This is a genomic window from Pseudomonas sp. FW507-12TSA (assembly GCF_058781435.1).
Window position 1 is genome coordinate 110,979 of record NZ_JBYSWT010000016.1, and the last position, 20,958, is coordinate 131,936.

The window sequence follows — 20,958 nt, forward strand, 5'->3', positions numbered from 1 at the left end:
GCGACATGCATCTTTGATATTGAGATGCATTCACATTACAAGGAGCGAAATCTGTGATTTATCTGTACTATGCCAAGTTATGTCGATTACCCGCCACGATACTGAGCTGCGCGACCCTGATCCGGACAAGGCCTACGCCCCCATAGTCGGGCGCCTGGAGCAATGGTTCCCGGAGGACCTGCCACCGCACCGGCACAAGCGCCACCAATTGATGTGCGCCGCCAATGGCGTCATCCATGTCACCACCAACCTGGGCGAATGGGTATTGCCCGCCACCCGGGCGATCTGGATCAGCTCCGGCACCGAACATGCGACCCTGGTCAAGCGCCCCACCCACACCCGAGTGTTGTACATCGACCCGGATGCCTACGACATGCCCAGGGAGGGCAATTGCCTGGTGATGGGCATAACGCCGCTGATGCGTGAGGTGATGACCGCCTGTGCCGGGTTCCCCTGGAACTATGCCGAACATACACCCGAAGCTCGCTTGGCCCGCGTGCTGATCGACCAGGTCACAAGCCTGGACCGCTCCTCGGTGGACCTGCCCTTCCCCACTGACCCACGGGCCGTGCGCCTGGCCAGGATATTGCGCAGCGAACCGGCGAACCGCGAGCCCCTGCAGAGCCTGGCCAGGCGAGTGGGAGCCAGCGCGCGGACCATCGAACGGCTGTTCAGCCACGAGGCAGGCATGTCCTTCGGCAGTTGGCGCCAGCGCCAGCGCCTGCTCACCGCCATGGAGCACCTGGCCTATGGCGAAAGCGTGACCAATGTCGCCCTGGAAGTGGGATACGAGTCATCCTCAAGCTTCGTCGCGGCCTTCAAGGGGCTGTTCGGTACCACTCCCGCGCGTTACTTCAAGAGCCTCTAGTGCCCCCAGGCCTGCCTGGGCAATGCAGAAGCCCAAGGCATGGATGCACTCGAATGGCCTCGGTGAGCAAATCTGTTACGGCATAGGTCATGACGATCCCACCCTCACGCCAGCCAACAAGTGTCGCCATGGTGCTTATGTCGAAGTGCCCGCGCATTTTGCTGCCGGTGGCCAGCTGGATACGCACGTTCCACAAAGTGGCCGTTACGCCTATGCCGCCTTGTTCTAGAGCCGGTGCAAATGCACAGCCTGCTCATGCTCTACATGATGCAGCGGAGGATCGCTCGAGAAAGGCGGCCTTGAGCATCGCCAGGCACACCAGGAGGATCGCTGCGCCCGCGATAAAGGCCAGGCAGCGCCACTGCCAGTCCAGATCCGGGGCGAAACCTGCAACCACCGCAGCGATACCCAGGCCCAGCAGGACCAGGAAGAGAAAAACGGCAATCAGCCAGGTGCCGAAGAACAGGACACGCCATGGCCATTTGCTGCGTTTGATTGGTGAAGGGCGTTCGACACGAGAGGGGGGGTCGTGCTGCATATCCATCGCAAAACCAACTGTTGCATGCAAGAAACCCTGGCCGAGCCGCCAGGTTCAGGTCATTCCTCGACCCGATCCCCAATTGAGAGGGGTGGAGGATCGGGCCAGGAATGAGCGCCGCATGATGCCAAATGAGCCTGCCGCAGACAACCGCCAAGGCTCGCTCAGCCTCTGCGGTACTGGCTCAAACCCAGGCCGGTGTGGCGCTTGAAGTATTTGCCGAGATAGGACGCATCGGCAAAATTCAGCTCTTCGGCGATCCGCCGCACCGCCTTGCGTGGTTGGGCCAACTGCTTCTTGATCTCCAGCACCACCTGCCTGTCGATCAGTGTCTTGGGCGCATCGTTGAAATACTTGCGCGACAGTTGTGCCAGGTAATAGGGGGTCACATGCAGCAGGTCTGCATAGAACGCCACCTCGCGTTGCTGCCGACAGTGCACCGCGATCAGCTCCCAGAATCGCCAGCAGAGCGCTTCCGGCCTGCTGAAGTCGTTCCTGGTCACGCTCTGCAGGTCGACGCTCGCGCATAACCACAAGAACAGGTTCTGGAAATGATTGACCAGCATCGGTCGCCGATAGTCCGCGCCATCTTCCTGGATGATCGACGCCTGGTTCTCCCAGGCCTGCAAGAACGCCTGAAACTGCCGGTTGGCACGCAGCAACGGCGAACGATTCAAGAAGGCGAACAGGCTGTTGGGCAGCGCCGCGGCCACCTCTGCCGCGATGGCACGGTTCAGTAGATAGCAACGACAGGCAAAGTCATCCGACCTGTGCCTGAACCAGGCGATCGAATCCTCTGCGAGAACCAGAAAGTCGTTTTCCATCACCTTGTACGGCTGGAAGTTCACCTCCAGTTCGGCGCTGCCCTGCTGGCACACCAGCACCACCACGTAGGCCAAGGCCAGGGGGTGCCCCTGGTCACCGTCGAACCGGCAACAGCCAATGAAGAAATCCTCGGCACCACTCTCCGTCAGGTCCAACACTGCTGCCCAGCCCTCCAAGCATGCCCTTTGTTTTGAAAATTACTTTTTTTGCCCCGATCCATACATTGCCCCTGCCCTGGCGGTTTTCCACAATTGCGCTGGTTATTTTGCTCTACAAACATCAGGAAAACACGTCATGTTGAACACCCAACGCCTTGTCCTGCGGCCCTGGCGACCCAGCGACGCGTCCAGCCTCTACCGGTACGCCAGCGACCCGCGAGTGGGCCCGATCGCCGGCTGGCCAGTGCATGAAAGCGAAGCGCAGAGTTTGGAAATCATCCAAACGCTGTTTTCTCGCCCGGAAGTCTACGCAGTAACGTGCAAGCAGGACGATGTGGCCATCGGCCTGGTGGGATTGCTCATTGGCCAGGACAGTCATTTCGAGATCGCCGGGAACGAGGCGGAAATCGCCTACTGGATCGGCGTGCCGTTCTGGGGCCTGGGACTGATTCCGGAAGCGGTCAGGGAACTGATGCGCCACGCCTTCGTCGATCTGGATCTTGGCGCCCTGTGGTGCGGCTACTTTGCCGGGAACGAACAATCGTTCCGGGCCCAGGCCAAGTGCGGCTTCAAGCACCACCACAGCGAAAGCGGCAAATTCAACCCGTTCATGAACGACTACCGGGACGAACACACCAGCCACATCAGCAGGCAGGAATGGCTGATGCTCCAACGGCACAGCTCGCCATCGCTCCCCGACTGAGGACGCTGCAGGAGTCCAGGCTCACTACTTGGCGGGCGCATCCCAGCAATCGGCCTTGCGCGAGCAGACATCGTACTGGCGATCCATCAGCGCCATGCGGTCCAGGTGCGCCTTGGTGGCCGCGCGAAAGGACTCATCGCTCTTGATCATGTACTGCGAAGTCCTTTGCGCCATGCGCGCGCCCCACTGGCGCCGGCTCTTGTCGTCCAGGGCTTGCGACCCGCTGGCGAGCTTTTGCAGCACACCGTCGTCGACACGGTTCAATTCGTCGCGGTAAGCCGCAACATACTGGTCCCGGGCCGCGTCATGTTGATGGTTGAGGTCGTATTGCATGGCTTCCAGGTTCTGTTTGTAGAGTGCCCAGTAGGCCTCAGGCAGCCGCGCCGAATCCGCTTTCCTCAGTGCGGCGATGCGTGCGTCGTTGTTGATGTCGGCTGCCAGTACCGGCTTGCCCGCGGATACGACGACCGCGTCATTAGTGATGATCCGCTCGATCAAGGCACTCCGGGCAGCGTTCTGGGGCAAGGGTTGGCCCAGAGGCTCGAGCGACACAGGCTCGGTAGTCACGGAGGCCGGGGGAACAGCGCAACCTGAAACCAGCAGGCAGGCAGACATCAGGGTCAAGGCGAAGGCATTGCGAGCGAACATGAGCTCTCCATGAGCGGCGAAAACGGGCGCGCAGCATACCCAAGATGCCCTGGGGAACTGTAGTCGCCGAGAAAAATAATGGCGCTTTGATGGCTATTAGCACCCATCCCAAACACGCTGAAGAGAACTGGCATACTTCACGGCTGAACCACAAAGCGGAATGAGCACATGGATGCACAAGAATTCGTGGCACTTTGGAAAGCCGAGAAACGCCTGGTCCAGGAGGAGCTCCGCCATGGGGCAGGAACCGCCGCCCAACAGTTCAGGGCCCTGGAACTAAGCGAAGGACAATCGCAACAGCTGTGGGAGGCCATGGATACGGCGCTGACCGATGTGTTCTACAGCCTGCTGCTGGGCCTCGATGGGGCCGCGGCCATTGGCGGCGAACAGCATGACTACCAACTGCGAGAAGAAGGCGGCAACCTCATTTCAGGAAACGGCGAGATCGAGGCTGAAGCTTTCGAGCAGTTCCATTCCTGACGAAAAGCCCGGCTGTGCACCGCCGATCGTCCAATCTCGGCAGTTGATGCATCGAGGCGCTGTGGCTCTTCGCGCGGATCAAGCCGGAGCAATGCGCTGCGCCTTGAATACCAGGCTTGGGGGCTGGCCCGGCACATCATCCAGTTCACCGCAGAGCTGCATGCCAATCTTCTCCAGCACCCGGATCGACGCTCCATGGTCGGGCCTGACCAGCCCATGGACTTCCGGCAGGCCCAGTTGCTTGAACGCATGCTCCAGCGCATCGCGCCCCAACTGGGTGGCATAGCCCCTGCCCCAGGCTTCGACCGCGAAGCGATAACCCAGGTTGATACGCTGTTCGGCCAGGTAATGGTGCGTGGCAATCCCGCCAAATCCCAGGATGTGCTCCGGCGTGCAACTGCTGGCGATCGCCCAGGCACCGTACTGGTGCCGTGCCCAATGTTCGATCCAGCGGCCTAGCAGCGCCTGTGCTTGAGCGAAATCGGCCATTGGTCCCGCAGGATTGAACAGATTGGTGCGTGGGTCGCCATAGATACTGAAAAGCCGCTCCGCGTCATCGGGACGTGGTATTCGGTAAACCAGCCGTGAAGCCTTGTTCGTCATATAAAAGTTCTTCCTGTGTTCGCAAGGCCAGCAGCCAAGCGGTTTGGCAAGGACTCTAGCATCCTGACCCTTCTGGCGATCCGGATAACCGGACGCGCTACGCTAACTCCCCGCCTCCGCCCATGGGAGGCCGTCCATCGAATTATAGGAAAACCGATTTGCCACATTATGGGATACCCCGTAATACTGCCGCCATGGAACTCAAAGACCGCCTCAAGACCGCCCGCCGCCATGCCCAGCTCAACCAGACCGAACTGGCTGTACGGGCGGGTATCACCCAGACCTCGATCTCCGATCTGGAGCGAGGAAAATCCAAGGCCACCGCCTTCGTGGCGCAGATCGCCTCTGCCTGTGGCGTATCCGCCCTGTGGCTGGCCGAAGGGGATGGCCAGATGCTGGTTGCCGACCGGCAGAGTCCCGCAACGCAGGCACCGAAGATCGAACTGGACGCTATCGAGACCTGGGACGAGGACACTCCCCTTGGTGACAATGAGATGTACGTCCCGTTCCTGCATGAGGTGGAACTGGCTGCCGGTTCTGGGCGTTTCGTCATCGAGACCAGCACCACCGCCCACCTGCGCTTCTTCAAGAAGGATCTGCGCCAGAACGGCGTGCAACTCGGCGATGCACGATGCGTATCGGTGAGTGGGAACAGCATGATCCCGGTATTGCGGGATGGCGCCACGGTGGGCGTTAACAGCGGCAGATGTGCGCTGAAGGATGTGGTGGACGGCGAGATGTATGCCCTCGATCACAACGGCCAGTTGCGAGTAAAACAACTCTACCGCCTGCCTGGTGGTTTGCGCCTGCGTAGCTTCAACCGGGAAGAACACCCTGATGAAGACTATGGCTTCACCGAGATCCAGGAACAGCGAATCTCGATCCTGGGCCATGTGTTCTGGTGGGCGATGTACTCGCGCTGATACCTGCTGTTCTGCAATCCCTCCAGGCGCTTGACCAACGCCATCCCCCAGCTTCTCGTGAACCCGCCATAGGAGGGTTTCTTTGCACCACAAAATATAGGAATACCCATTTACAATAAATACAGGTTTACCTATATTTCATCCATGTCGACTCCCCGTCGGCCCAGCAGCGAAGGCTGCGTCGCTCTTTAACAAGGCGTGCCACTTCGGATCGTCAGCGGCTAGCTGGGATCGGCCTGGCCATCTCCAGGGAGCGAGAGACAAGGCATTGAACGAAGACCGGCAAAGCTCGCGGATTTCTGGCCAATGCCTTGCTCGACATCAGCGCAGCACCTGCAAGGAACTGCGAGCTTCATATCCAAGGACCATAAGGAACAGCATGAACAACTTCGGCAGCATCATCGCCCACGGCACCCTCTACCTCTATCCAGAGCGTCCGCCGCAGGACCTTTTGTGGATCGACCAGAACGGCCACACCAATTATTGGTGTTCGGTCCAGGGCGGCACCTCGGGAACCTCCAAGACGCCGCGCACCGAGAGTCGCCAGACTCTCCCTGACTCCCCTGTCTCGTTCAACTGGCCACGCGGCAGTGCCAGGCACGCCATGAGCGGCCGAGTCCGCGTGGAAGCCGCTCCATCCAGTGGCAAGGTCATCGTCGGGCAGATCCATGCCCTCAACGCCCCCAATCCGTTCCTGATGGTGATCTGGTGGAACGGCGTCGTGCGGATCGAGACCCGTAGCACACCGGGAGGCCTGGCCAAGACTGTGTTGAAAAAGCCCGTCGCGCTAGGCCAGGCATTCGACTACAGCGTTGAGGTCGATGCCCTGGGCGAACTGAGCATTGCTCTTGATACCCTCAGCGCCAACATGCCAGTCGGCAAGTCCTGGGACAGGTACCCCTTCTACTTCAAGGCGGGCTCCTATGTGATCGACAACGAAGGGCCGGCAACCGAAGGCGGTTGGGTGGTTTACGAGTCATTCGACGTATACAACGGCGCGCTGCACGCCTGACGGCCACAGCCATAACGCCAGTTACCTGGGTGACAGATAGCTGGCTGCCGCTTCAGGGGTGCGTCCTACGGAAAATAGCATCCCAATTCAAACTGCATCCGGGACGACAAGCCACCTCTTGAACTTCGCCGGAGAACCGGCATAAAGCGCGTTAGGCACAACATCCTGGGTTACGACGCTGTTAGCCGCCACAACACTGTTGTGGCCAATGCTGATACCTGGCAGAACCACTGTCCCCGCACCTAACCAGACATTGTCGCCCACCGTGATCGGCGCACTGTAATCGTTGCTCTTGCGTCGATCCGGGTGCACATCGTGGCTGGTGGTACACAAGCGTACCTGCGGTCCCAGCATGGCATAGCGCCCGATGCGAATGGGAGCCTCGTCTAGGAATACGCAACCGCTATTGATGAAAGCCCCCTCACCTAGTTCCAGATTGCCACGCTCAAAATAGAACGGGGGACGAATTACCACCCGGCCTTCTGTGCGAATGCCAGTCTTGGCCATGAGGCGATTCGACTGTTTCTTGCCAAGGTCATGGGTATCAAGCAAACGAATGAACTGGCGCGCAGACAAGGTGCGCTTGAGTTTTGCGATGAATAGAAGCAAGTGATCAATCCAATGGGGTGATGATGGGCTCACAACAGGCGAACTAGTCGATGCCGTAGGTTATCGACAGTCCACTTCAGCCTTTCTCTGTTTTTCGCTGGCTTCAAAACTTAGCAAAAACAACGTCTCGTAGTAGCAGATAGCGGTTTCACCATTCAACGGCCTTGCACCCACTTGGCCGAAGGGCTCGTTAAACAGGCCGATAGAAACCCGATATCCGTCACCGAGCGGATGCTTGAGCTGTGTCAGCTTGCCTCTCCAGGCATCGCTTACACAGGCGGCATAAACCTGCGCTGGTTTGGACGTAGTAAATGCTTCTGACTGACTGGCGTGGTAGATATCGTGGGGAGTCTTGTTTGAACACCCTGCCCACAAAATAAACCCGGTTGCCAAAATGCCTACTCGCATCCCTCAACTCCGTAAGGCGCCGAATAATATCACTTCGACACCAATCGAGTAGGATTATGCCGTAAAATCTGGCGAATCTAGTGTGCCTGGGGCCTGCCGCGATGATGGTTTGCCATCCAACTGATGGCGAAAAAACAAGGCAGAAGCAGCGCCTACTTGATCGAATACCTGGAACTGATGGGGCTGAAGTCAGTAGATGGATCGCAGTACTCGTAACCATCCTCAACCTGGCAGCAGGAAGCAGTTAGGAATGAATTCAATGAAAGCATTGGTCATGATTTTACTGGCATCCATCAGCGCTTCAGTGACAGCACACGAAAACAATGATCCGCTCGAAAAAGCGATGTTCATCACCACAATTGCTCCCCTGCTGATCATTAGCGGAACTACTGCATTGACGGTCTATGGGCCTGCGAACATCAAAGCGGCAAAAGCCGACGCACTAACGCTCATTGGTTCAGATGGCGAGATCCGCGGGGCTCAATTTGAGCAAGCAGTTCGATATTTGCACTCGGCCTACGACCAGCCCCACATGACTGATGAGCAACTAGCCAGGGCAATGGCAACTTCGCTCTGAGGGTCGCCCTTCCAGGAACATCCCCTCCGAAGCATTCATAGGCTGTGATTGGAAGAAAATAAAGATAGCCTGCAGGGACGGTGTTCCAAGTAGCAGCGAAAGTGAGGCGGCCAGCCTCCCCCCTCCAGTGCCTCACTCGCTAGCCTGATACCGACCGACTCTGCGGTGCCATCTCGACAGCGGCACAGCGCCCTTTCGTCCGCACCTTTTGCACCAGTCGAGCTCTATTGACGAACACATCGATCTCACAACTTCCTGAGTGCTGCACGTCTTCCCAGTACTCTGCATGTACAAGTTGCCCATTCTGCGGCCCCGTATAAGTACCCGCGGCTTCACGCGTGACATAACTACTGTCGCGTACATATCTGAGCACTACCAAATCTTCCTCCGGCACCACCATAATCCGTCTTGGCACACCGAAGAAGTCGATCAACTCGCCCACCGGGCGATCTTTCCAGGCACTGCTGGCCGCCAGTGATGCACAGCCACTGAGCAAGATGGCCAACAGGCCCAAGATGAGCAATCGGTTCATAAGGTCTTCTCCCTGGAGGCCGCTTTACTTGGCAGACATCTGTGCGAATCCTTCATCTATCTGCTGCATGATGGCCGCCTTGGCGGTCTCGCGGTTCAATATCTGGAATAGTTGTGGCCCTGCCTTGCTCATTTGCGATGCCGGCATTACACCCAGGCGCTCCATCTTCTTGGCTTGGCGTTCAGCCGGCTTGCATACGAAGTCACGGCTTTGCGCCAGCCAGGTGTCAGGCTTGCTCTACCATTGGTCGGAATACTTTGCGTTGCGAAGCTCATTGAATACGCTGCGGAAATCTTGTGCCCCAGTGGTGCGCACACGGTTCTTTGCGCAATCGATTTCCACATCCCAAGCGGTAAAAGTGGGCTTGCCAGGCTCTTCGTAAAGTTGATAGACACCCAATGATTTCGCGCCACCCGGGCGACTGAAGATGTTATTGGGGTCACCGTCGGCGATAAACACCTGATGCTTGCCCAGGCCTCCCTGGTAGTGAACTACCCAAAAGTCCCCCATCTGTACATCGCTCGCCTGAGCAGCGAGGGCATTGCACAGTAATACGGCAGGTAAGAGTTGCCTTGTGAAAGCGATCATGAAGGCCTGTCCTTCGCCGTTATCTTTGAAGGCAGTAGCTTCACATCCTGAATATAAGGCAAAGGGCTATCTAGCACATCCGTCCTATCTATACGAAAACAGATACTGCAAATAACCCCGGAACAAGCCCGTGTAACTATCGCTACTTGGCTTTTCGCTAACGTGTCGATCCACCGATTCTCTGTAAATAAGCCCAACATGCGCGCGTTGATGTTGCCCGCACTTGTGGCGATAAAGTGCCTGGGTATCACTCTTTAGGCGCCGCATTTGAATGAGTTCCAGCGATTACGGCGAACGTACAGAAAATAAATCACTGCAAACGCAAAATATGCTTTAACAGTGAGTTGACGGGGACTGGTTGAGAAAGACAAAAAAGAAAGGCACCCGCAGGTGCCCACTTGCGCCGTTTATGGCTGGAATCGAGTGCCACAGGCATGACACATCCAGGTACGACGCCATTCTTCCAATTTGTCGTACTGCGCGACGTTGAATTTCCAGTGACGGACGAAGCCGATCACGCCGACCGTGATCAATATCAGGCCCATGAAGAACCTCGTCCAATCCACTCCCCAGAAAGTGTTCATGAGTTTGAGACCGTCATACAAGATAATGGCGCCAACTCCTGTAAGGATCACGGGGCCAAGCAGGCGCTTACCCGGGGGTGGACCGACGCTGGCAGCCAAGTCGGTCTGATGCCGACCTGTAGTTTCGACGGTCACGCTGGGTCCGAATCCGGATTGGGATTGCGCTTGATGGGTCGCTTGTATGTGAGAGGTGCCGGCAGCATGGATGACGGACAGAAGCTGGACGTTTTGGCCTTGGCATTGCGGACAGCAGATGGCGTTGTTGCTCACCATGTAATCATTCCTTTGAAGGGCGGGAAAGAGCCACTCTAAGACAACATGGCCCCTCAATGCACCTGAACAGTCTAAGCCAGACGCCAGAAGTAAAAAGCCCAGCACAAGGCCTCTTGGCATCCCAGTACCTGAACTGTAGAAGTCGACGAGGGTGCTCATGCCCACGATATTGCCGGGTGCAGACCAGAGGCTGGCGCCGTAGCGTCTGCACTTGACCTATGTCGGTGCAGTCGCAGGGCAAGCTCACCAGCACTTCACTGGCTGTTCTCCTGGCCGGCTACGGCGCCAGGTTCACGCCGTTGCAACGGCCCTTGGTGGAGAAGTCACTGATATGCCGCGCCTTGTCCACCGTCATCAGGATCGTGCAACCACCCGGGTGAGACACATCGTCCCAGTAGTTGGTCTGGACCATCACATTGCCTTGCATCTGCGCACTGCTGCCGACCACCTCCTGGCGCACATAGGTGGTGTCGCGATACCAGCCCAACTGCACCCCGCCTCCACCAGGCAACGGTTCCATGCGCAAGGGGGGGCCGAAGAAGTCGATGGCCTGCTTGGCATCGCGCCCCTGCCATTCACGGCTGGCGAGCAACTCCGGCAGCGTCGGGATGCAGCCGGCCAGGGTCGGCAACAGCAGGCTGAGACATAACAGAAAGCGTGTGCTCATCGGGCGTTGCTACCCAGCATATCGTCCAGCTCTTGCACCGCCTGACTGTTGGCCTGGACGCCGATCAATTGGATAAACATGGCCTGGACGGTAGCGACCATCTTCACCGCCGGCATCTTGCCAATTGGCAGCATCTGATTGCGCGCGCGGTTGTCGGGAGCACAGACAAAGGCAAAGGTGCGCTGTAACCAATAGTCCTTCGGTGCGACCCAGCCGTGGATATTGGTCTTCACATCCTTCACGGCACCGTCGAAACGACGTATCGCCCGGGCGCTGTCCAAGCGGATCTGGCGCTGTTTGCATTTGACCTGCACTTCATAGGCAACGAGGGTCGGAAAGGCCGGGTCTTCGAACAACTGCATGACCTGTGCCGACTGCACTCCACCAGGCTTTTGCACGATGCCGGCAGCATCAGCGACATACACCTCGTTATGCAGGCGCTCCCCTTTGCCGTAGATGATCCAGTAGTCGCCCGAGACATGTTCGGCCATGACCGAGGTACTGCCGACCATGGCCAAAGCAGCCAGCCATCGGCAGAGAAGTGGAAGTTTGTAACCCATGGAGGTCCTTTCCCGATTTATGTAATCCAGCGGAAACTATACGAGTCGGGATTGGCCAAGGTCGATTAGTACGCCTGTACTAATAGCCAAACGCCTGTAGCACTTGGGCTTTTTACGAAAGGTACCTATGAGAGGATTATGCTGCGTTAAAACAGCTCGTAATGTAGTGATCAACTAATCCCGGATACGATGTTGAATTTTTCTCGGCCCTAGCCGAGACCAGCCTATCTTTGAACTGATACGGTCTAGTCCAGTCTGCTAGCCGGCGCCGAGCGTGCTCAAAAGTCAGTGACCGAACTGGTGACCGTAGTTAGATCGCACGAGGCATTGCTGGGAGTAAATGACGGAGAGCGAATCGTTGGAAGATTTCAAGTCCATGCCAGAGGAGTACTAACTGCGCCCGAGCCAGACCCGCAAGGGCAAACCACGCACAGGAGCACATTTGTACTCCATCTTCAAAAACCGAACTCTGATCCAACTCAGCCGATGAAAAATCGAATGATGGGGGTCAGGAGGCTGAACCTGTCCAACGTTTTTGCAAAGCGGTAAAAAGACTTTTCGCTAAAGATAAACGCGGGTATGAAAAAGATGCTCGAAAGCACAGCAATCAGTAAAAATTTTATCCAATCAGTACTAACAAGAGCGACGATCGCTACGCCGAGTATCAATAACCCGCCTAAAAACAACAGCCATCGCCCAAGCTTTTGATTTGGATATTGATTGAACATGATGAGGCCACCCTCGCCGCTTTCAATCACAGTAGTTCCAGGGTGGATTCTTGTCGAAGCATGCCCTCTTCAATCGCCCCCTTGATTTCCCTTGGCAGCGACTGCAAAACCCTTCCCCACAGTACCTCTTCTACCTCTTTTTCCACTCAAACCCGACGCAGTAGCGGCCAAGGACAAGTCACACCTGAAACAATAAAACACCTCAATGCCGCTTCCCAAGGATCAAGGCGCCAGCAAGAAAGATACAACCTGGAAACAACATCCAGTTGCCGCCATCGGCCAAGCCCATGCCAAACACCACACTTCCAATGAATAGCAAGGGCAGATTGATTGCGAGTTTCATAACACGCTCCTTGTTTTAAGAATCAATCCAATTTGGTCGAACGCAGAGAAATATAGCTGTCGAGGTGAAGTCATGCCTGAAGAAAGAACGGCGATCATCCCGGCTCGGGAACAGCGCGCAGTGTATGCCCCAATCACCGTGATCCCCCCCTGTGGTCCGCCAGGAGTCTGATGCTCCGCGGGAAGAGCCATTGCAATCGACTGGGCGAGAGATCGGCAACTCACCATCCCAACTGGCACCTCCCCGAGGACACGCTGAGCTTTCACCGGATCATCATGAACCGAACGCCACAGGAGCGAACGAAGACCAGGCACCACCGGGCGGTACCACTCAACGACCGCGCTATGAATGCCGTCAACCAAGCCCGGCCAATGGCGACTCTTCGCGCTTGATCTCCAAGTCAACCCATCCGCAAAGCCCTTTCGTGTTCCAGCAGAACAAAGGAGGGCTGTGGATCAGGGAGCCAAGTGTTACAATCGGCGACTTCAAATCAGCGCTAAAGGCGCTGGACATCCGTGAACGCCGGCAGTACGACACCCGCCACCCCTACGCAACAATGTGCCTGATGGCTGGGATGAACCGAAGCGTTCATCGCGAACCAGCTCGGCCACAGCGTCGAGATGTTGCTCTCTACCTACGCGAAATGGATCAGCTCCTCCTCGGACTGGAGGGAGCTGGAGAAGCTGCCGCCGCAAGTCTAATGGGCCCAAGTTTGGCCCAAGACCGACGAAATGGCCTAAATACACCTCTGGAACCCCCGCAGGACAAGCACTTGATTTCTACAGCCAATATCACCATGCAGTTCGGCGCCAAGCCGCTGTTCGAGAACGTCTCGGTCAAGTTCAACAACGGCAATCGCTACGGCCTGATCGGCGCCAACGGTTGCGGCAAGTCGACCTTCATGAAAATCCTCGGCGGCGACCTGGAGCCCTCCAGTGGCCAGGTCATGCTCGAGCCGAACGTACGCCTGGGCAAGCTGCGCCAGGATCAGTTCGCCTATGAAGAATTCACCGTGATCGACACCGTGATCATGGGCCACGAGGAGTTGTGGCGGGTCAAGGCCGAGCGCGATCGCATCTACTCGCTGCCGGAAATGACCGAAGAAGACGGCATGGCCGTGGCCGAGCTGGAAACCGAGTTCGCCGAGATGGACGGCTACACCGCCGAGTCCCGCGCCGGCGAACTGCTGCTGGGCCTGGGCATCCCCCTGGAACAGCATTTCGGCCCCATGACCGAAGTGGCTCCAGGTTGGAAGCTCCGGGTATTGCTGGCCCAGGCGCTGTTCTCGGATCCGGAAGTCCTGCTGCTGGACGAACCGACCAACCACCTGGACATCAACACCATCCGCTGGCTGGAAAACATCCTCACGGCGCGTAACAGCACCATGATCATCATTTCCCACGACCGGCACTTCCTGAACAGCGTGTGCACCCACATGGCCGACCTGGACTACGGCGAGCTGCGCCTGTTCCCGGGCAACTACGACGAGTACATGACCGCCTCGACCCAGGCTCGCGAGCGCCTGCTGTCCGACAACGCCAAGAAGAAGGCACAGATCGCCGAGCTGCAGACCTTCGTCAGCCGCTTCTCGGCCAACGCCTCCAAGGCCAAGCAGGCCACCAGCCGCGCCAAGCAGATCGACAAGATCCAGCTGGAGGAAGTCAAGCCGTCGAGCCGGGTCAGCCCGTTCATCCGCTTCGACCAGAACAAGAAGCTGCACCGCCAGGCGGTGACCCTGGAGAAGGTATCCAAGGGCTTCGAAGACAAGCAGTTGTTCAAGGACTTCAGCTTCACCGTGGAAGCCGGCGAGCGCGTGGCCATCATCGGCCCCAACGGCATCGGCAAGACCACCCTGCTGCGTACTCTGGTCGGTGAGCTCGCCCCGGATTCGGGCAACGTGAAGTGGACCGACAGCGCCGAGACTGGCTACTACGCCCAGGACCACGCCCACGATTTCGAGGCCGACGAAACCCTGTTCGAATGGATGGGCCAGTGGACCAGCGGCGAACAGAACATCCGGGCCGCCCTGGGTCGCATGCTGTTCTCTTCCGACGAAATCCAGAAGTCGGTCAAGGTGCTTTCCGGTGGTGAACAGGGCCGCATGCTGTTCGGCAAGCTGGCCTGCCAGAAGCCCAACGTGCTGCTGATGGACGAACCGACTAACCACCTGGACATGGAATCCATCGAAGCGCTGAACCTGGCGCTGGAAAACTACCCGGGCACACTGATCTTCGTCAGCCACGACCGAGAATTCGTATCGTCCCTGGCCACTCGCATCATCGAGCTGAGCCCGAACGGCGTGACCGACTTCAGCGGCACCTACGACGACTACCTGCGTAGCCAGGGCCTGCTGTTCTAAGACAGCGGCAACCGGTAAGTAGCAAGACAAGGCCCCGTCCAGCGTGACGGGGCTTTTTGGTTCTCCGCATTGCCCTCTTGAAAGGACCGGATGGGAATAAATAGTTAGCCTGCTTTCTTTTAATTTCGCGGCACGCGATGATGCGGCCCTCTAACCGCCGCCCGCGAACGAGCCTTCATGCCCGAGCCCCAGACATCCGCGCAAAGCTCCATGGCGATCACCCAGCAGATCGTTTCCATCGTCTTCTATACCTTCATCGCCTTTCTCTGCATCGGCCTGCCGATTGCCGTACTGCCAGGTTATGTCCACGAACAGTTGGGATTCAGTGCCGTGATCGCCGGCCTGACCATCGGCTCCCAGTACCTGGCTACCCTGCTCAGCCGCCCCATGGCCGGACGCATGTCCGATACCGTCGGCACCAAGCGCTCGATCGTCTACGGTTTGCTGGGCATCTTGCTGAGCGGCGTGTTGACCCAGGTTTCAGTGTGGCTGCAAGAGCTGCCCTGGCTAAGCCTGGCGGTGCTATTGGGCGGCCGCCTGCTGCTGGGGGTGGCCCAGGGCCTGATCGGGGTCGGCACCATCAGCTGGTGCATGGGCCAGGTCGGCGCGGAACATACCGCGCGGTCGATCTCCTGGAACGGCATCGCTTCCTACGGTGCCATCGCCATTGGCGCGCCGCTGGGAGTGGTGATGGTCCAGCAATACGGTTTCGCCAGCCTGGGCGTGGCGCTTTCAGCCCTGGCCTTGCTGGCCTTGTTGTTGATCCGCAGCAAACCATCGGTACCGGTGGTGCGGGGTGAGCGCCTGCCCTTCTGGGCGGTGTTCGGGCGAATCGCGCCCTTCGGCGTGAGCCTGAGCCTGGCCTCTATCGGCTATGGCACCCTGACCACCTTCATCACCCTGTTCTACCTGAGCCTGGGCTGGGATGGCGCGGCCTACTGCCTGACGGTGTTCGGCGTCTGTTTCATCTGCTCGCGCCTGTTGTTCATTTCCAGCATCAGTCGCTTTGGCGGCTTTCGTTCGGCAATCGCCTGCATGAGCGTCGAAACCTTAGGGCTCGGCCTGCTCTGGCTTGCTCCCTCGCCCGCCTGGGCACTGGTGGGGGCCGGCCTTACCGGTTTCGGCCTGTCGCTGGTGTATCCGGCCCTGGGAGTGGAAGCCATCAAGCAGGTGCCCAACAGCAGCCGGGGTGCCGGCTTGAGCGCCTATGCGGTGTTCTTCGACCTCGCGCTGGCGGTCGCCGGGCCCTTGATGGGCGCGGTGGCGCTGAACCTTGGCTATGCATGGATCTTTTTCTGCGCCGCCCTGCTGTCCGTCACCGGCCTGGGCCTGACCCTGCTGCTCAAGCACCGCGCTGCGGCCTGAATCACTGGTCGGCAGTCTGCATGCCAGCCCGGTTCGGCTTGCCCAAGGTCTGGGCGAAGAACCTGCCCGCCTCGGAAATCAAGTTGCGGTGGATATCGACCCGATCCACGCCGTTGGCGTCGGTGCACAGCAACGGCATGGCCGCCTGTTGCTCGGCAGTGCATGGCGCCATGAACACGAAGTGCCCGGCCCCGGCCAGCAACTTGAAGTCCGGCGCCACCGGCAGTTTGCGCGCCAGGGCCGCGGCGTTCTTGTCCAGGGCAACCAGTTGATCGCCGTCGCCGCTGTACAGCAGCACCGGCACATGCACCCCCGACAAGGTCTGGCGACCGAACTTGAGGCTCAACGGCGCCATCAACAGCAAGGCATGAACCCGGGGATCGGCTACCGGCTGCAGGTCGTCGCGATCGACGATCAGCTCACCCTGGGTATTGCAGGCATCCCGGTCATCCGGACGCTCCTGGCAATAACGCCGCAGGCGATCCAGGTCTGGAGTGGCGCCGGACAGGATAAGCGCCGTCTCGCCACCGGCCGAATAGCCGATCACCCCTACCTGCTCGGCATTGACGAATGGGGCCAGCATCGGATCGGCCAGGGTCGCGGTGATGGCCTCGGAAATCTGGATCGGCCGGCCATAGAGATTGCTCAGGGTACCCAGCCGGCTGTGGTCCCTGGAGTTGTCTCCCGGATGAATCACCGCCACCACCACGAATCCCTTGCGCGCCAGGGATGTGGCCAGATCGTGCAAGGCCAGGGGAGTTCCGGTGTTGCCATGGGACAGCATCAGCATCGGGAAGCGGCCGATGGCGATCTTGGCATCGCGAGAGGCACCGATCCGGTACCCCTCCAACTGGCTGGAGTGCTCGATACCAGTGGACGGGTAAAAAGCGATGGCACGCATTGGCTGCTGGTCCAGCGGATCGAGAAAGCTCAGCTCATGAAAGCCGACGCTCCAATGCGGATGGGGTGCCGCCTGCACCGAAACCATGCCGCTGAACAGGCAGATCAGTAACATTGCACAACGACCGCTCATCACACACCCACCTTAGTCGCAGGATCGAGAATGCCGGTTGCCCGTGCCATCCCTTGCCGCCAAGGCTCTGGAGGGGATTCGTCCTGGAATCGGAACCGCGCGCTAAAGAAGAAGCTCTCCTCAACCTGCATAACCCGAGCCAGAAAACCTGGAAAAACCAATAAAAAAACTCCGTACCCTGATCATCTGAAACGATGACCAGAATACAGAGTCTAGTGGCCCTGCCGGTGCGTGAAAGCGTCTTTACACAAGCCTTACGCGGCAGCGAAGAGCGACCCGCGAATATGCGCCTGGGCGTCGGCCATGGCCTTGCTGCGCACCTCTTCGCCATAACCCAGGCCATGGGCACGGACGAACTCGATATCGGTAATGCCCATGAAACCGAACATCACCTTCAGGTAGTCCTCGTGCCCGACACCGGTAGGCATGCCGACATGCAGGCCGCCGGAGGTAGACACCACGATCACCTTCTTGTCGCCGCACAAGCCTTGCGGGCCGGCCTCGGTGTAACGGAAGGTCTTGCCGGATATGGCGATGCGGTCGAACCAGGCCTTGAGCTGGCTGGGGATGGTGAAGTTGTACATGGGCGCCGCAACCACCAGCGTGTCGGCAGCCAGGAACTCTTCCAGTGTCTGGGCACTGAGCCGGGCTTCGTGCTCCTGGGCCGCATCACGCAGTTCGGCGACGGTGCCGGCGGCCACCAGGGTGGCGGCGGAGAAGTGGCTGATGGCATCGGCGGCCAGGTCACGGTAAGTCACCACCGCTTGCGGCTCGGCGGCCTTCCAGGCCTCTACCACGCTGTGGCTGAGCTGACGGGAAGCCGAGTTGTCGCCAAGAATGCTGGAATCGATATGCAACAGTTTCATCTGGATTCTCCAAGTGAGGACCGCCGCTTGGCGATCGAATGTTGGCAATCCTACCCATGAAACCAATGGATGATTAGTCAGCATAAATGCGATAGTTAGTCCCACCAGCAGGACAATAAGGCCAATCCAGTGCAAGACCTCAACGATCTCTACTATTTCGCCAAGGTGGTGGAGGCCGGCGGTTTCACCGCGGCCGGCCGCCTCCTGGGCATTCCCAAGTCACGTCTGTCGCGGCGGATCGCCGAGCTGGAGGAGCGCCTGGGCGCGCGCCTGCTGCAGCGCACCACCCGGCAACTGAAGCTGACCACGGTGGGCGAGCGCTACCTGCGGCATTGCCAGGCGATGTTGCTGGAGGCGGAGATGGCCGATGAAGCCGTGGCCAGCATGGCCAGCGAACCCCGGGGGCGGTTGCGGGTCTCGAGCCCCGTGGGGCTGGCCCATGAACTGCTGACGCCCCTGGTGAGCGGCTTCCTGCAAAAGTACCCCCAGGTGCAATTGGAGATGTTGCTGGTCAATCGACGCGTCGACCTGGTCAACGAAGGCATCGATGTGGCCCTGCGAGTGCGGGAACAAGGTGATGAGGACCCCTTGCTGGTGACCCGTCGCCTGCGTCCGGCGCAGACGACGATGGTGGCCTCGCCCGCGTTCCTGCGCGAACACGCGGTGGAGCAACCCGAGGACCTGCGTCGCCTGCCGATCCTCGGCGCCCTGGAAGCCGATCGCCTGGTGCACCTGCGCCTGCTGGACCAGCAAGGCAATACCTGCGAACTGGCCCTGGAAGCGCGGCTGGGCATCGACGACTTCATCGTACGCCGGGCCTGCGCCTTGGCCGGCCTGGGCTGCACCGTGCTGCCGATGCTGTATTGCGAGGAAGAACTGGCCAGCGGTCAACTGGTGCAGTTGCTACCGCAGTGGTCGCTGCCTGGTGGCTGGCTGCAAGCGGTCTATCCTCACCGACGCGGTGTGCTGCCGGCCGTCCGGGCCTGGATCGAGCACCTGCATGAAGCCTTCGAAGAATGCGGAGAACGATCGCTGTGAAAGCCAACACCCGAATGACCGAAGAGCAAGTGGCGAGTTTCTGCCTGGACCTGCCAGGTGCGCGGGAAGACTACAAGTGGGGCGGCGTGCGGGTGTTCTCCGTTGCCGGCAGCAAGATGTTCGCCATGCAGAACCTGCGGGGCGACTCACTGGCCTTCAAGGTCGACCCGGAGCTGTTCCTGGGCCATGTGGATCGCCCAGGCATAGCGCCGGCGCCGTACCTGGCCCGGGCCCACTGGATCATCATGCAGGCCCCCTACCCCCTGGCCGCAGCCGAACTGCAGCAGTTGCTGCAACGTTCCCACCAGCTAGTGGTGGCCAAGTTGCCCAAGCGGACCCAGGTCGGGCTGTTGCTCTAGAGCAGCCTCGACCAGCCGCCCTGCAAGAACAACCGGTCGACCCAGAACACCTGGTGCAAGGCGACGATCAGCCAGAACAGCGCCTGGTAGGACAGCTTGCGGGTCTTGTGCCGCAGCAACTGCTGGGCCAGCAGCGCCCCAGGCCAGCCACCGGCCAGCTCCAGGGCATGCAGGATGTTCTCCGGCGTGCGCTGGCCCTGCTCCCGGGCCTGGCGCTTGTCATGCCAATACGCCAGGAACGTCAGCAGGCTGACCGCACCATAGGCTGCCAGTGCAATGACCGAGCCGTCGCGCCACCACAGTGATAGCGCCCCATACAACGGCAAGGCGCACAGCAGGATGAACGCCAGCAGCTTGGCTCGGGGATGCTGGATCCGCCCGGGGCTGCCCTGGCGTTGCTCGGATCGAGAAGCCCTCACGCCTTGGCCGCCGCCCAGTCGATCCAGCCGAACTGCCAGGTCGCCAGGATCAACAAGCCGAAAGCGATGCGGTACCAGGCGAAGGCGTCATAGCTGTGGTTGGCGATGAACTTCAACAGGCCCTTGACCGCGATCATGGCGAAGATGAAGGCGGTAACGAAACCGATGGCGAACACTGGCAAATCATCGGGCTGGAACAGATGCCGGTATTTGTAGCCGGAGTACACCGCGGCCCCGACCATGGTCGGCATGGCCAAAAAGAACGAGAACTCGGTGGCGGTCTTGCGCGACAGCCCGAACAGCAAGCCGCCGATGATGGTCGAGCCGGACCGTGAAGTTCCCGGGATCATCGCCAGGCACTGAGTGAATCCCACCTTGAGGGCATCCTTCCAGGTGATCTCATCGACGTTGTTGGCATGCACCTGATGCTCGCGGCGCTCGGCCCACAGCATGATGATGCCGCCAACCACCAGGGCCGTGGCCACTGTGACGGGGTTGAACAGGTAGGCGTGGATCAGGTCGGCGAAAATCACCCCCAGCACCACCGCCGGCAGGAAGGCGATCAGCAGGTTGGCGGTGAAGCGCCGAGCCTTGGGCTGGGTCGGCAGGCCAATCACCACATCCAGGATCTTGCCCCGGAATTCCCAGACAACCGCCAGGATCGCCCCCAACTGGATGATGATATTGAAAGCCATCGCGCGCTCGCCGCCAAAGTCGAGCAAGTCGGCCACGATGATCTGGTGTCCCGTGCTGCTGATGGGCAGGAATTCGGTCAAGCCCTCCACAATCCCGAGTAGCAATGCCTGAAAGGCAGTCCAAAGGTCCATCGATCCCCCATGAAGCGATGCTCGTGGCATGCCTCTTTATAAATGTTCACTGCATCGAAATTGGC

The 20,958-nt window shown here is 59.2% G+C and carries 28 protein-coding genes; 11 read left to right on the forward strand and 17 right to left on the reverse strand.

From position 1 onward, the window contains the following. Window positions 1-79 precede the first annotated feature (79 nt). Together AC3WK8_RS16890 and AC3WK8_RS16895 are read left to right on the forward strand one after the other, a co-directional pair. Window positions 80-868, forward strand: a complete 789-nt coding sequence (locus tag AC3WK8_RS16890; protein WP_103325314.1) for an AraC family transcriptional regulator — start codon at window positions 80-82, stop codon at window positions 866-868. Between the two features lie 22 nt (window positions 869-890). Continuing rightward, entirely contained in the window at window positions 891-1,097 is a 207-nt protein-coding gene (locus tag AC3WK8_RS16895; RefSeq protein ID WP_335740005.1) for a GyrI-like domain-containing protein, read from the forward strand. Window positions 1,098-1,121: 24 nt separating this feature from the next. On the opposite strand, the gene AC3WK8_RS16900 is transcribed toward AC3WK8_RS16895, so the two are convergent. Both AC3WK8_RS16900 and AC3WK8_RS16905 read right to left on the reverse strand, forming a co-directional pair. After that, on the reverse strand, window positions 1,122-1,412 hold the full coding sequence (locus tag AC3WK8_RS16900) for a hypothetical protein (protein WP_146043268.1): 291 nt from the start codon (window positions 1,410-1,412) through the stop codon (window positions 1,122-1,124). Between the two features lie 158 nt (window positions 1,413-1,570). Further along, a complete protein-coding gene (locus tag AC3WK8_RS16905) occupies window positions 1,571-2,389 on the reverse strand; it encodes a helix-turn-helix domain-containing protein (RefSeq protein WP_103325316.1) in 819 nt (272 codons plus the stop codon). A gap of 136 nt (window positions 2,390-2,525) precedes the next feature. Between AC3WK8_RS16905 and AC3WK8_RS16910 the strand changes: the two genes are divergently transcribed. Next, on the forward strand, window positions 2,526-3,092 hold the full coding sequence (locus AC3WK8_RS16910; protein WP_103325317.1) for a GNAT family N-acetyltransferase: 567 nt from the start codon (window positions 2,526-2,528) through the stop codon (window positions 3,090-3,092). A 24-nt stretch (window positions 3,093-3,116) separates the two neighbouring features. Here the strand turns inward: AC3WK8_RS16910 and AC3WK8_RS16915 are convergent, their stop codons facing one another. Further along, on the reverse strand, window positions 3,117-3,740 hold the full coding sequence (locus tag AC3WK8_RS16915) for a hypothetical protein (RefSeq protein WP_103325318.1): 624 nt from the start codon (window positions 3,738-3,740) through the stop codon (window positions 3,117-3,119). Between the two features lie 168 nt (window positions 3,741-3,908). Between AC3WK8_RS16915 and AC3WK8_RS16920 the strand changes: the two genes are divergently transcribed. Further along, the gene (locus AC3WK8_RS16920; RefSeq protein WP_085597571.1) at window positions 3,909-4,220 is read left to right on the forward strand and encodes a hypothetical protein; all 312 of its coding nucleotides are present in this window, start codon (window positions 3,909-3,911) and stop codon (window positions 4,218-4,220) included. 78 nt (window positions 4,221-4,298) lie between these two features. Here the strand turns inward: AC3WK8_RS16920 and AC3WK8_RS16925 are convergent, their stop codons facing one another. Then, the gene (locus tag AC3WK8_RS16925) at window positions 4,299-4,823 is read right to left on the reverse strand and encodes a GNAT family N-acetyltransferase (protein WP_103325319.1); all 525 of its coding nucleotides are present in this window, start codon (window positions 4,821-4,823) and stop codon (window positions 4,299-4,301) included. A 194-nt stretch (window positions 4,824-5,017) separates the two neighbouring features. On the opposite strand from AC3WK8_RS16925, the gene AC3WK8_RS16930 reads away from it, so the two are divergent. Together AC3WK8_RS16930 and AC3WK8_RS16935 are read left to right on the forward strand one after the other, a co-directional pair. Further along, a complete protein-coding gene (locus AC3WK8_RS16930; protein ID WP_085597569.1) occupies window positions 5,018-5,746 on the forward strand; it encodes an XRE family transcriptional regulator in 729 nt (242 codons plus the stop codon). Between the two features lie 379 nt (window positions 5,747-6,125). After that, entirely contained in the window at window positions 6,126-6,758 is a 633-nt protein-coding gene (locus AC3WK8_RS16935; protein ID WP_085597568.1) for a polysaccharide lyase family 7 protein, read from the forward strand. An 87-nt stretch (window positions 6,759-6,845) separates the two neighbouring features. Here the strand turns inward: AC3WK8_RS16935 and AC3WK8_RS16940 are convergent, their stop codons facing one another. Next, window positions 6,846-7,367: a DapH/DapD/GlmU-related protein gene (locus AC3WK8_RS16940; RefSeq protein WP_022638879.1), complete on the reverse strand. Its 522-nt coding sequence runs from the start codon at window positions 7,365-7,367 to the stop codon at window positions 6,846-6,848. 60 nt (window positions 7,368-7,427) lie between these two features. Next, a complete protein-coding gene (locus tag AC3WK8_RS16945) occupies window positions 7,428-7,775 on the reverse strand; it encodes a hypothetical protein (protein ID WP_146043269.1) in 348 nt (115 codons plus the stop codon). A gap of 259 nt (window positions 7,776-8,034) precedes the next feature. Here AC3WK8_RS16945 and AC3WK8_RS16950 point away from each other — a divergent pair, with 259 nt between their 5' ends. Then, window positions 8,035-8,352 (forward strand): DUF2388 domain-containing protein, encoded by a 318-nt coding sequence (locus AC3WK8_RS16950; protein WP_310650572.1) that lies wholly within the window; start codon window positions 8,035-8,037, stop codon window positions 8,350-8,352. 139 nt (window positions 8,353-8,491) lie between these two features. Here AC3WK8_RS16950 and AC3WK8_RS16955 read toward each other — a convergent pair whose 3' ends face one another. The 7 genes from AC3WK8_RS16955 to AC3WK8_RS16985 all read right to left on the reverse strand — a co-directional run bounded on the left by AC3WK8_RS16955 (window position 8,492) and on the right by AC3WK8_RS16985 (window position 12,627). Further along, entirely contained in the window at window positions 8,492-8,884 is a 393-nt protein-coding gene (locus tag AC3WK8_RS16955; RefSeq protein WP_085597566.1) for a hypothetical protein, read from the reverse strand. Between the two features lie 237 nt (window positions 8,885-9,121). Beyond that, window positions 9,122-9,472, reverse strand: coding sequence for a hypothetical protein (locus AC3WK8_RS16960; RefSeq protein ID WP_256592285.1), 351 nt, complete (start codon window positions 9,470-9,472; stop codon window positions 9,122-9,124). Window positions 9,473-9,879: 407 nt separating this feature from the next. Then, window positions 9,880-10,329, reverse strand: a complete 450-nt coding sequence (locus AC3WK8_RS16965) for a hypothetical protein (RefSeq protein ID WP_085597564.1) — start codon at window positions 10,327-10,329, stop codon at window positions 9,880-9,882. 277 nt (window positions 10,330-10,606) lie between these two features. After that, the gene (locus tag AC3WK8_RS16970) at window positions 10,607-10,996 is read right to left on the reverse strand and encodes a hypothetical protein (protein WP_103325321.1); all 390 of its coding nucleotides are present in this window, start codon (window positions 10,994-10,996) and stop codon (window positions 10,607-10,609) included. Further along, entirely contained in the window at window positions 10,993-11,556 is a 564-nt protein-coding gene (locus tag AC3WK8_RS16975; protein WP_103325322.1) for a hypothetical protein, read from the reverse strand. Before AC3WK8_RS16975 ends, AC3WK8_RS16970 begins: the two co-directional genes overlap by 4 nt. A 479-nt stretch (window positions 11,557-12,035) precedes the next feature. Beyond that, entirely contained in the window at window positions 12,036-12,314 is a 279-nt protein-coding gene (locus tag AC3WK8_RS16980; protein WP_103325323.1) for a hypothetical protein, read from the reverse strand. Window positions 12,315-12,486: 172 nt separating this feature from the next. Beyond that, window positions 12,487-12,627 (reverse strand): hypothetical protein, encoded by a 141-nt coding sequence (locus AC3WK8_RS16985; RefSeq protein ID WP_157064358.1) that lies wholly within the window; start codon window positions 12,625-12,627, stop codon window positions 12,487-12,489. 772 nt (window positions 12,628-13,399) lie between these two features. Here AC3WK8_RS16985 and AC3WK8_RS16990 point away from each other — a divergent pair. Both AC3WK8_RS16990 and AC3WK8_RS16995 read left to right on the forward strand, forming a co-directional pair. Beyond that, complete coding sequence (locus AC3WK8_RS16990; protein WP_053130242.1) at window positions 13,400-14,986, forward strand: ABC-F family ATPase; 1,587 nt, start codon at window positions 13,400-13,402, stop codon at window positions 14,984-14,986. A gap of 177 nt (window positions 14,987-15,163) precedes the next feature. Further along, window positions 15,164-16,351, forward strand: coding sequence for an MFS transporter (locus tag AC3WK8_RS16995; RefSeq protein ID WP_103325324.1), 1,188 nt, complete (start codon window positions 15,164-15,166; stop codon window positions 16,349-16,351). A gap of 1 nt (window position 16,352) precedes the next feature. Here the strand turns inward: AC3WK8_RS16995 and AC3WK8_RS17000 are convergent, their stop codons facing one another. Both AC3WK8_RS17000 and AC3WK8_RS17005 read right to left on the reverse strand, forming a co-directional pair. After that, complete coding sequence (locus AC3WK8_RS17000; protein WP_103325325.1) at window positions 16,353-17,384, reverse strand: alpha/beta hydrolase family protein; 1,032 nt, start codon at window positions 17,382-17,384, stop codon at window positions 16,353-16,355. A 254-nt stretch (window positions 17,385-17,638) separates the two neighbouring features. After that, on the reverse strand, window positions 17,639-18,250 hold the full coding sequence (locus AC3WK8_RS17005; protein WP_085597559.1) for an FMN-dependent NADH-azoreductase: 612 nt from the start codon (window positions 18,248-18,250) through the stop codon (window positions 17,639-17,641). A 129-nt stretch (window positions 18,251-18,379) separates the two neighbouring features. On the opposite strand from AC3WK8_RS17005, the gene AC3WK8_RS17010 reads away from it, so the two are divergent. Both AC3WK8_RS17010 and AC3WK8_RS17015 read left to right on the forward strand, forming a co-directional pair. Next, window positions 18,380-19,288, forward strand: coding sequence for a LysR substrate-binding domain-containing protein (locus tag AC3WK8_RS17010; protein ID WP_053130254.1), 909 nt, complete (start codon window positions 18,380-18,382; stop codon window positions 19,286-19,288). A 14-nt stretch (window positions 19,289-19,302) separates the two neighbouring features. After that, the gene (locus AC3WK8_RS17015; protein ID WP_085597557.1) at window positions 19,303-19,647 is read left to right on the forward strand and encodes an MmcQ/YjbR family DNA-binding protein; all 345 of its coding nucleotides are present in this window, start codon (window positions 19,303-19,305) and stop codon (window positions 19,645-19,647) included. On the opposite strand, the gene AC3WK8_RS17020 is transcribed toward AC3WK8_RS17015, so the two are convergent. Together AC3WK8_RS17020 and AC3WK8_RS17025 are read right to left on the reverse strand one after the other, a co-directional pair. Then, the gene (locus AC3WK8_RS17020; protein WP_103325326.1) at window positions 19,644-20,066 is read right to left on the reverse strand and encodes a DUF1294 domain-containing protein; all 423 of its coding nucleotides are present in this window, start codon (window positions 20,064-20,066) and stop codon (window positions 19,644-19,646) included. The genes AC3WK8_RS17015 and AC3WK8_RS17020 overlap by 4 nt on opposite strands. After that, entirely contained in the window at window positions 20,063-20,893 is an 831-nt protein-coding gene (locus AC3WK8_RS17025; protein WP_085597555.1) for an undecaprenyl-diphosphate phosphatase, read from the reverse strand. Before AC3WK8_RS17025 ends, AC3WK8_RS17020 begins: the two co-directional genes overlap by 4 nt. Window positions 20,894-20,958: the final 65 nt, after the last annotated feature.

Bases quoted from the DNA above. Each gene is read 5' to 3' on its own strand.
- AC3WK8_RS16890 (WP_103325314.1), top strand. From the start codon at position 80: ATGTCGATTACCCGCCACGATACTGAGCTGCGCGACCCTGATCCGGAC.
- AC3WK8_RS16895 (WP_335740005.1), top strand. From the start codon at position 891: ATGCAGAAGCCCAAGGCATGGATGCACTCGAATGGCCTCGGTGAGCAA.
- AC3WK8_RS16900 (WP_146043268.1), bottom strand. From the start codon at position 1,412: ATGGATATGCAGCACGACCCCCCCTCTCGTGTCGAACGCCCTTCACCA.
- AC3WK8_RS16910 (WP_103325317.1), top strand. From the start codon at position 2,526: ATGTTGAACACCCAACGCCTTGTCCTGCGGCCCTGGCGACCCAGCGAC.
- AC3WK8_RS16915 (WP_103325318.1), bottom strand. From the start codon at position 3,740: ATGTTCGCTCGCAATGCCTTCGCCTTGACCCTGATGTCTGCCTGCCTG.
- AC3WK8_RS16920 (WP_085597571.1), top strand. From the start codon at position 3,909: ATGGATGCACAAGAATTCGTGGCACTTTGGAAAGCCGAGAAACGCCTG.
- AC3WK8_RS16925 (WP_103325319.1), bottom strand. From the start codon at position 4,823: ATGACGAACAAGGCTTCACGGCTGGTTTACCGAATACCACGTCCCGAT.
- AC3WK8_RS16930 (WP_085597569.1), top strand. From the start codon at position 5,018: ATGGAACTCAAAGACCGCCTCAAGACCGCCCGCCGCCATGCCCAGCTC.
- AC3WK8_RS16935 (WP_085597568.1), top strand. From the start codon at position 6,126: ATGAACAACTTCGGCAGCATCATCGCCCACGGCACCCTCTACCTCTAT.
- AC3WK8_RS16945 (WP_146043269.1), bottom strand. From the start codon at position 7,775: ATGCGAGTAGGCATTTTGGCAACCGGGTTTATTTTGTGGGCAGGGTGT.
- AC3WK8_RS16950 (WP_310650572.1), top strand. From the start codon at position 8,035: ATGAAAGCATTGGTCATGATTTTACTGGCATCCATCAGCGCTTCAGTG.
- AC3WK8_RS16955 (WP_085597566.1), bottom strand. From the start codon at position 8,884: ATGAACCGATTGCTCATCTTGGGCCTGTTGGCCATCTTGCTCAGTGGC.
- AC3WK8_RS16960 (WP_256592285.1), bottom strand. From the start codon at position 9,472: ATGATCGCTTTCACAAGGCAACTCTTACCTGCCGTATTACTGTGCAAT.
- AC3WK8_RS16965 (WP_085597564.1), bottom strand. From the start codon at position 10,329: ATGGTGAGCAACAACGCCATCTGCTGTCCGCAATGCCAAGGCCAAAAC.
- AC3WK8_RS16970 (WP_103325321.1), bottom strand. From the start codon at position 10,996: ATGAGCACACGCTTTCTGTTATGTCTCAGCCTGCTGTTGCCGACCCTG.
- AC3WK8_RS16975 (WP_103325322.1), bottom strand. From the start codon at position 11,556: ATGGGTTACAAACTTCCACTTCTCTGCCGATGGCTGGCTGCTTTGGCC.
- AC3WK8_RS16985 (WP_157064358.1), bottom strand. From the start codon at position 12,627: ATGAAACTCGCAATCAATCTGCCCTTGCTATTCATTGGAAGTGTGGTG.
- AC3WK8_RS16995 (WP_103325324.1), top strand. From the start codon at position 15,164: ATGCCCGAGCCCCAGACATCCGCGCAAAGCTCCATGGCGATCACCCAG.
- AC3WK8_RS17000 (WP_103325325.1), bottom strand. From the start codon at position 17,384: ATGAGCGGTCGTTGTGCAATGTTACTGATCTGCCTGTTCAGCGGCATG.
- AC3WK8_RS17005 (WP_085597559.1), bottom strand. From the start codon at position 18,250: ATGAAACTGTTGCATATCGATTCCAGCATTCTTGGCGACAACTCGGCT.
- AC3WK8_RS17015 (WP_085597557.1), top strand. From the start codon at position 19,303: ATGACCGAAGAGCAAGTGGCGAGTTTCTGCCTGGACCTGCCAGGTGCG.
- AC3WK8_RS17025 (WP_085597555.1), bottom strand. From the start codon at position 20,893: ATGGACCTTTGGACTGCCTTTCAGGCATTGCTACTCGGGATTGTGGAG.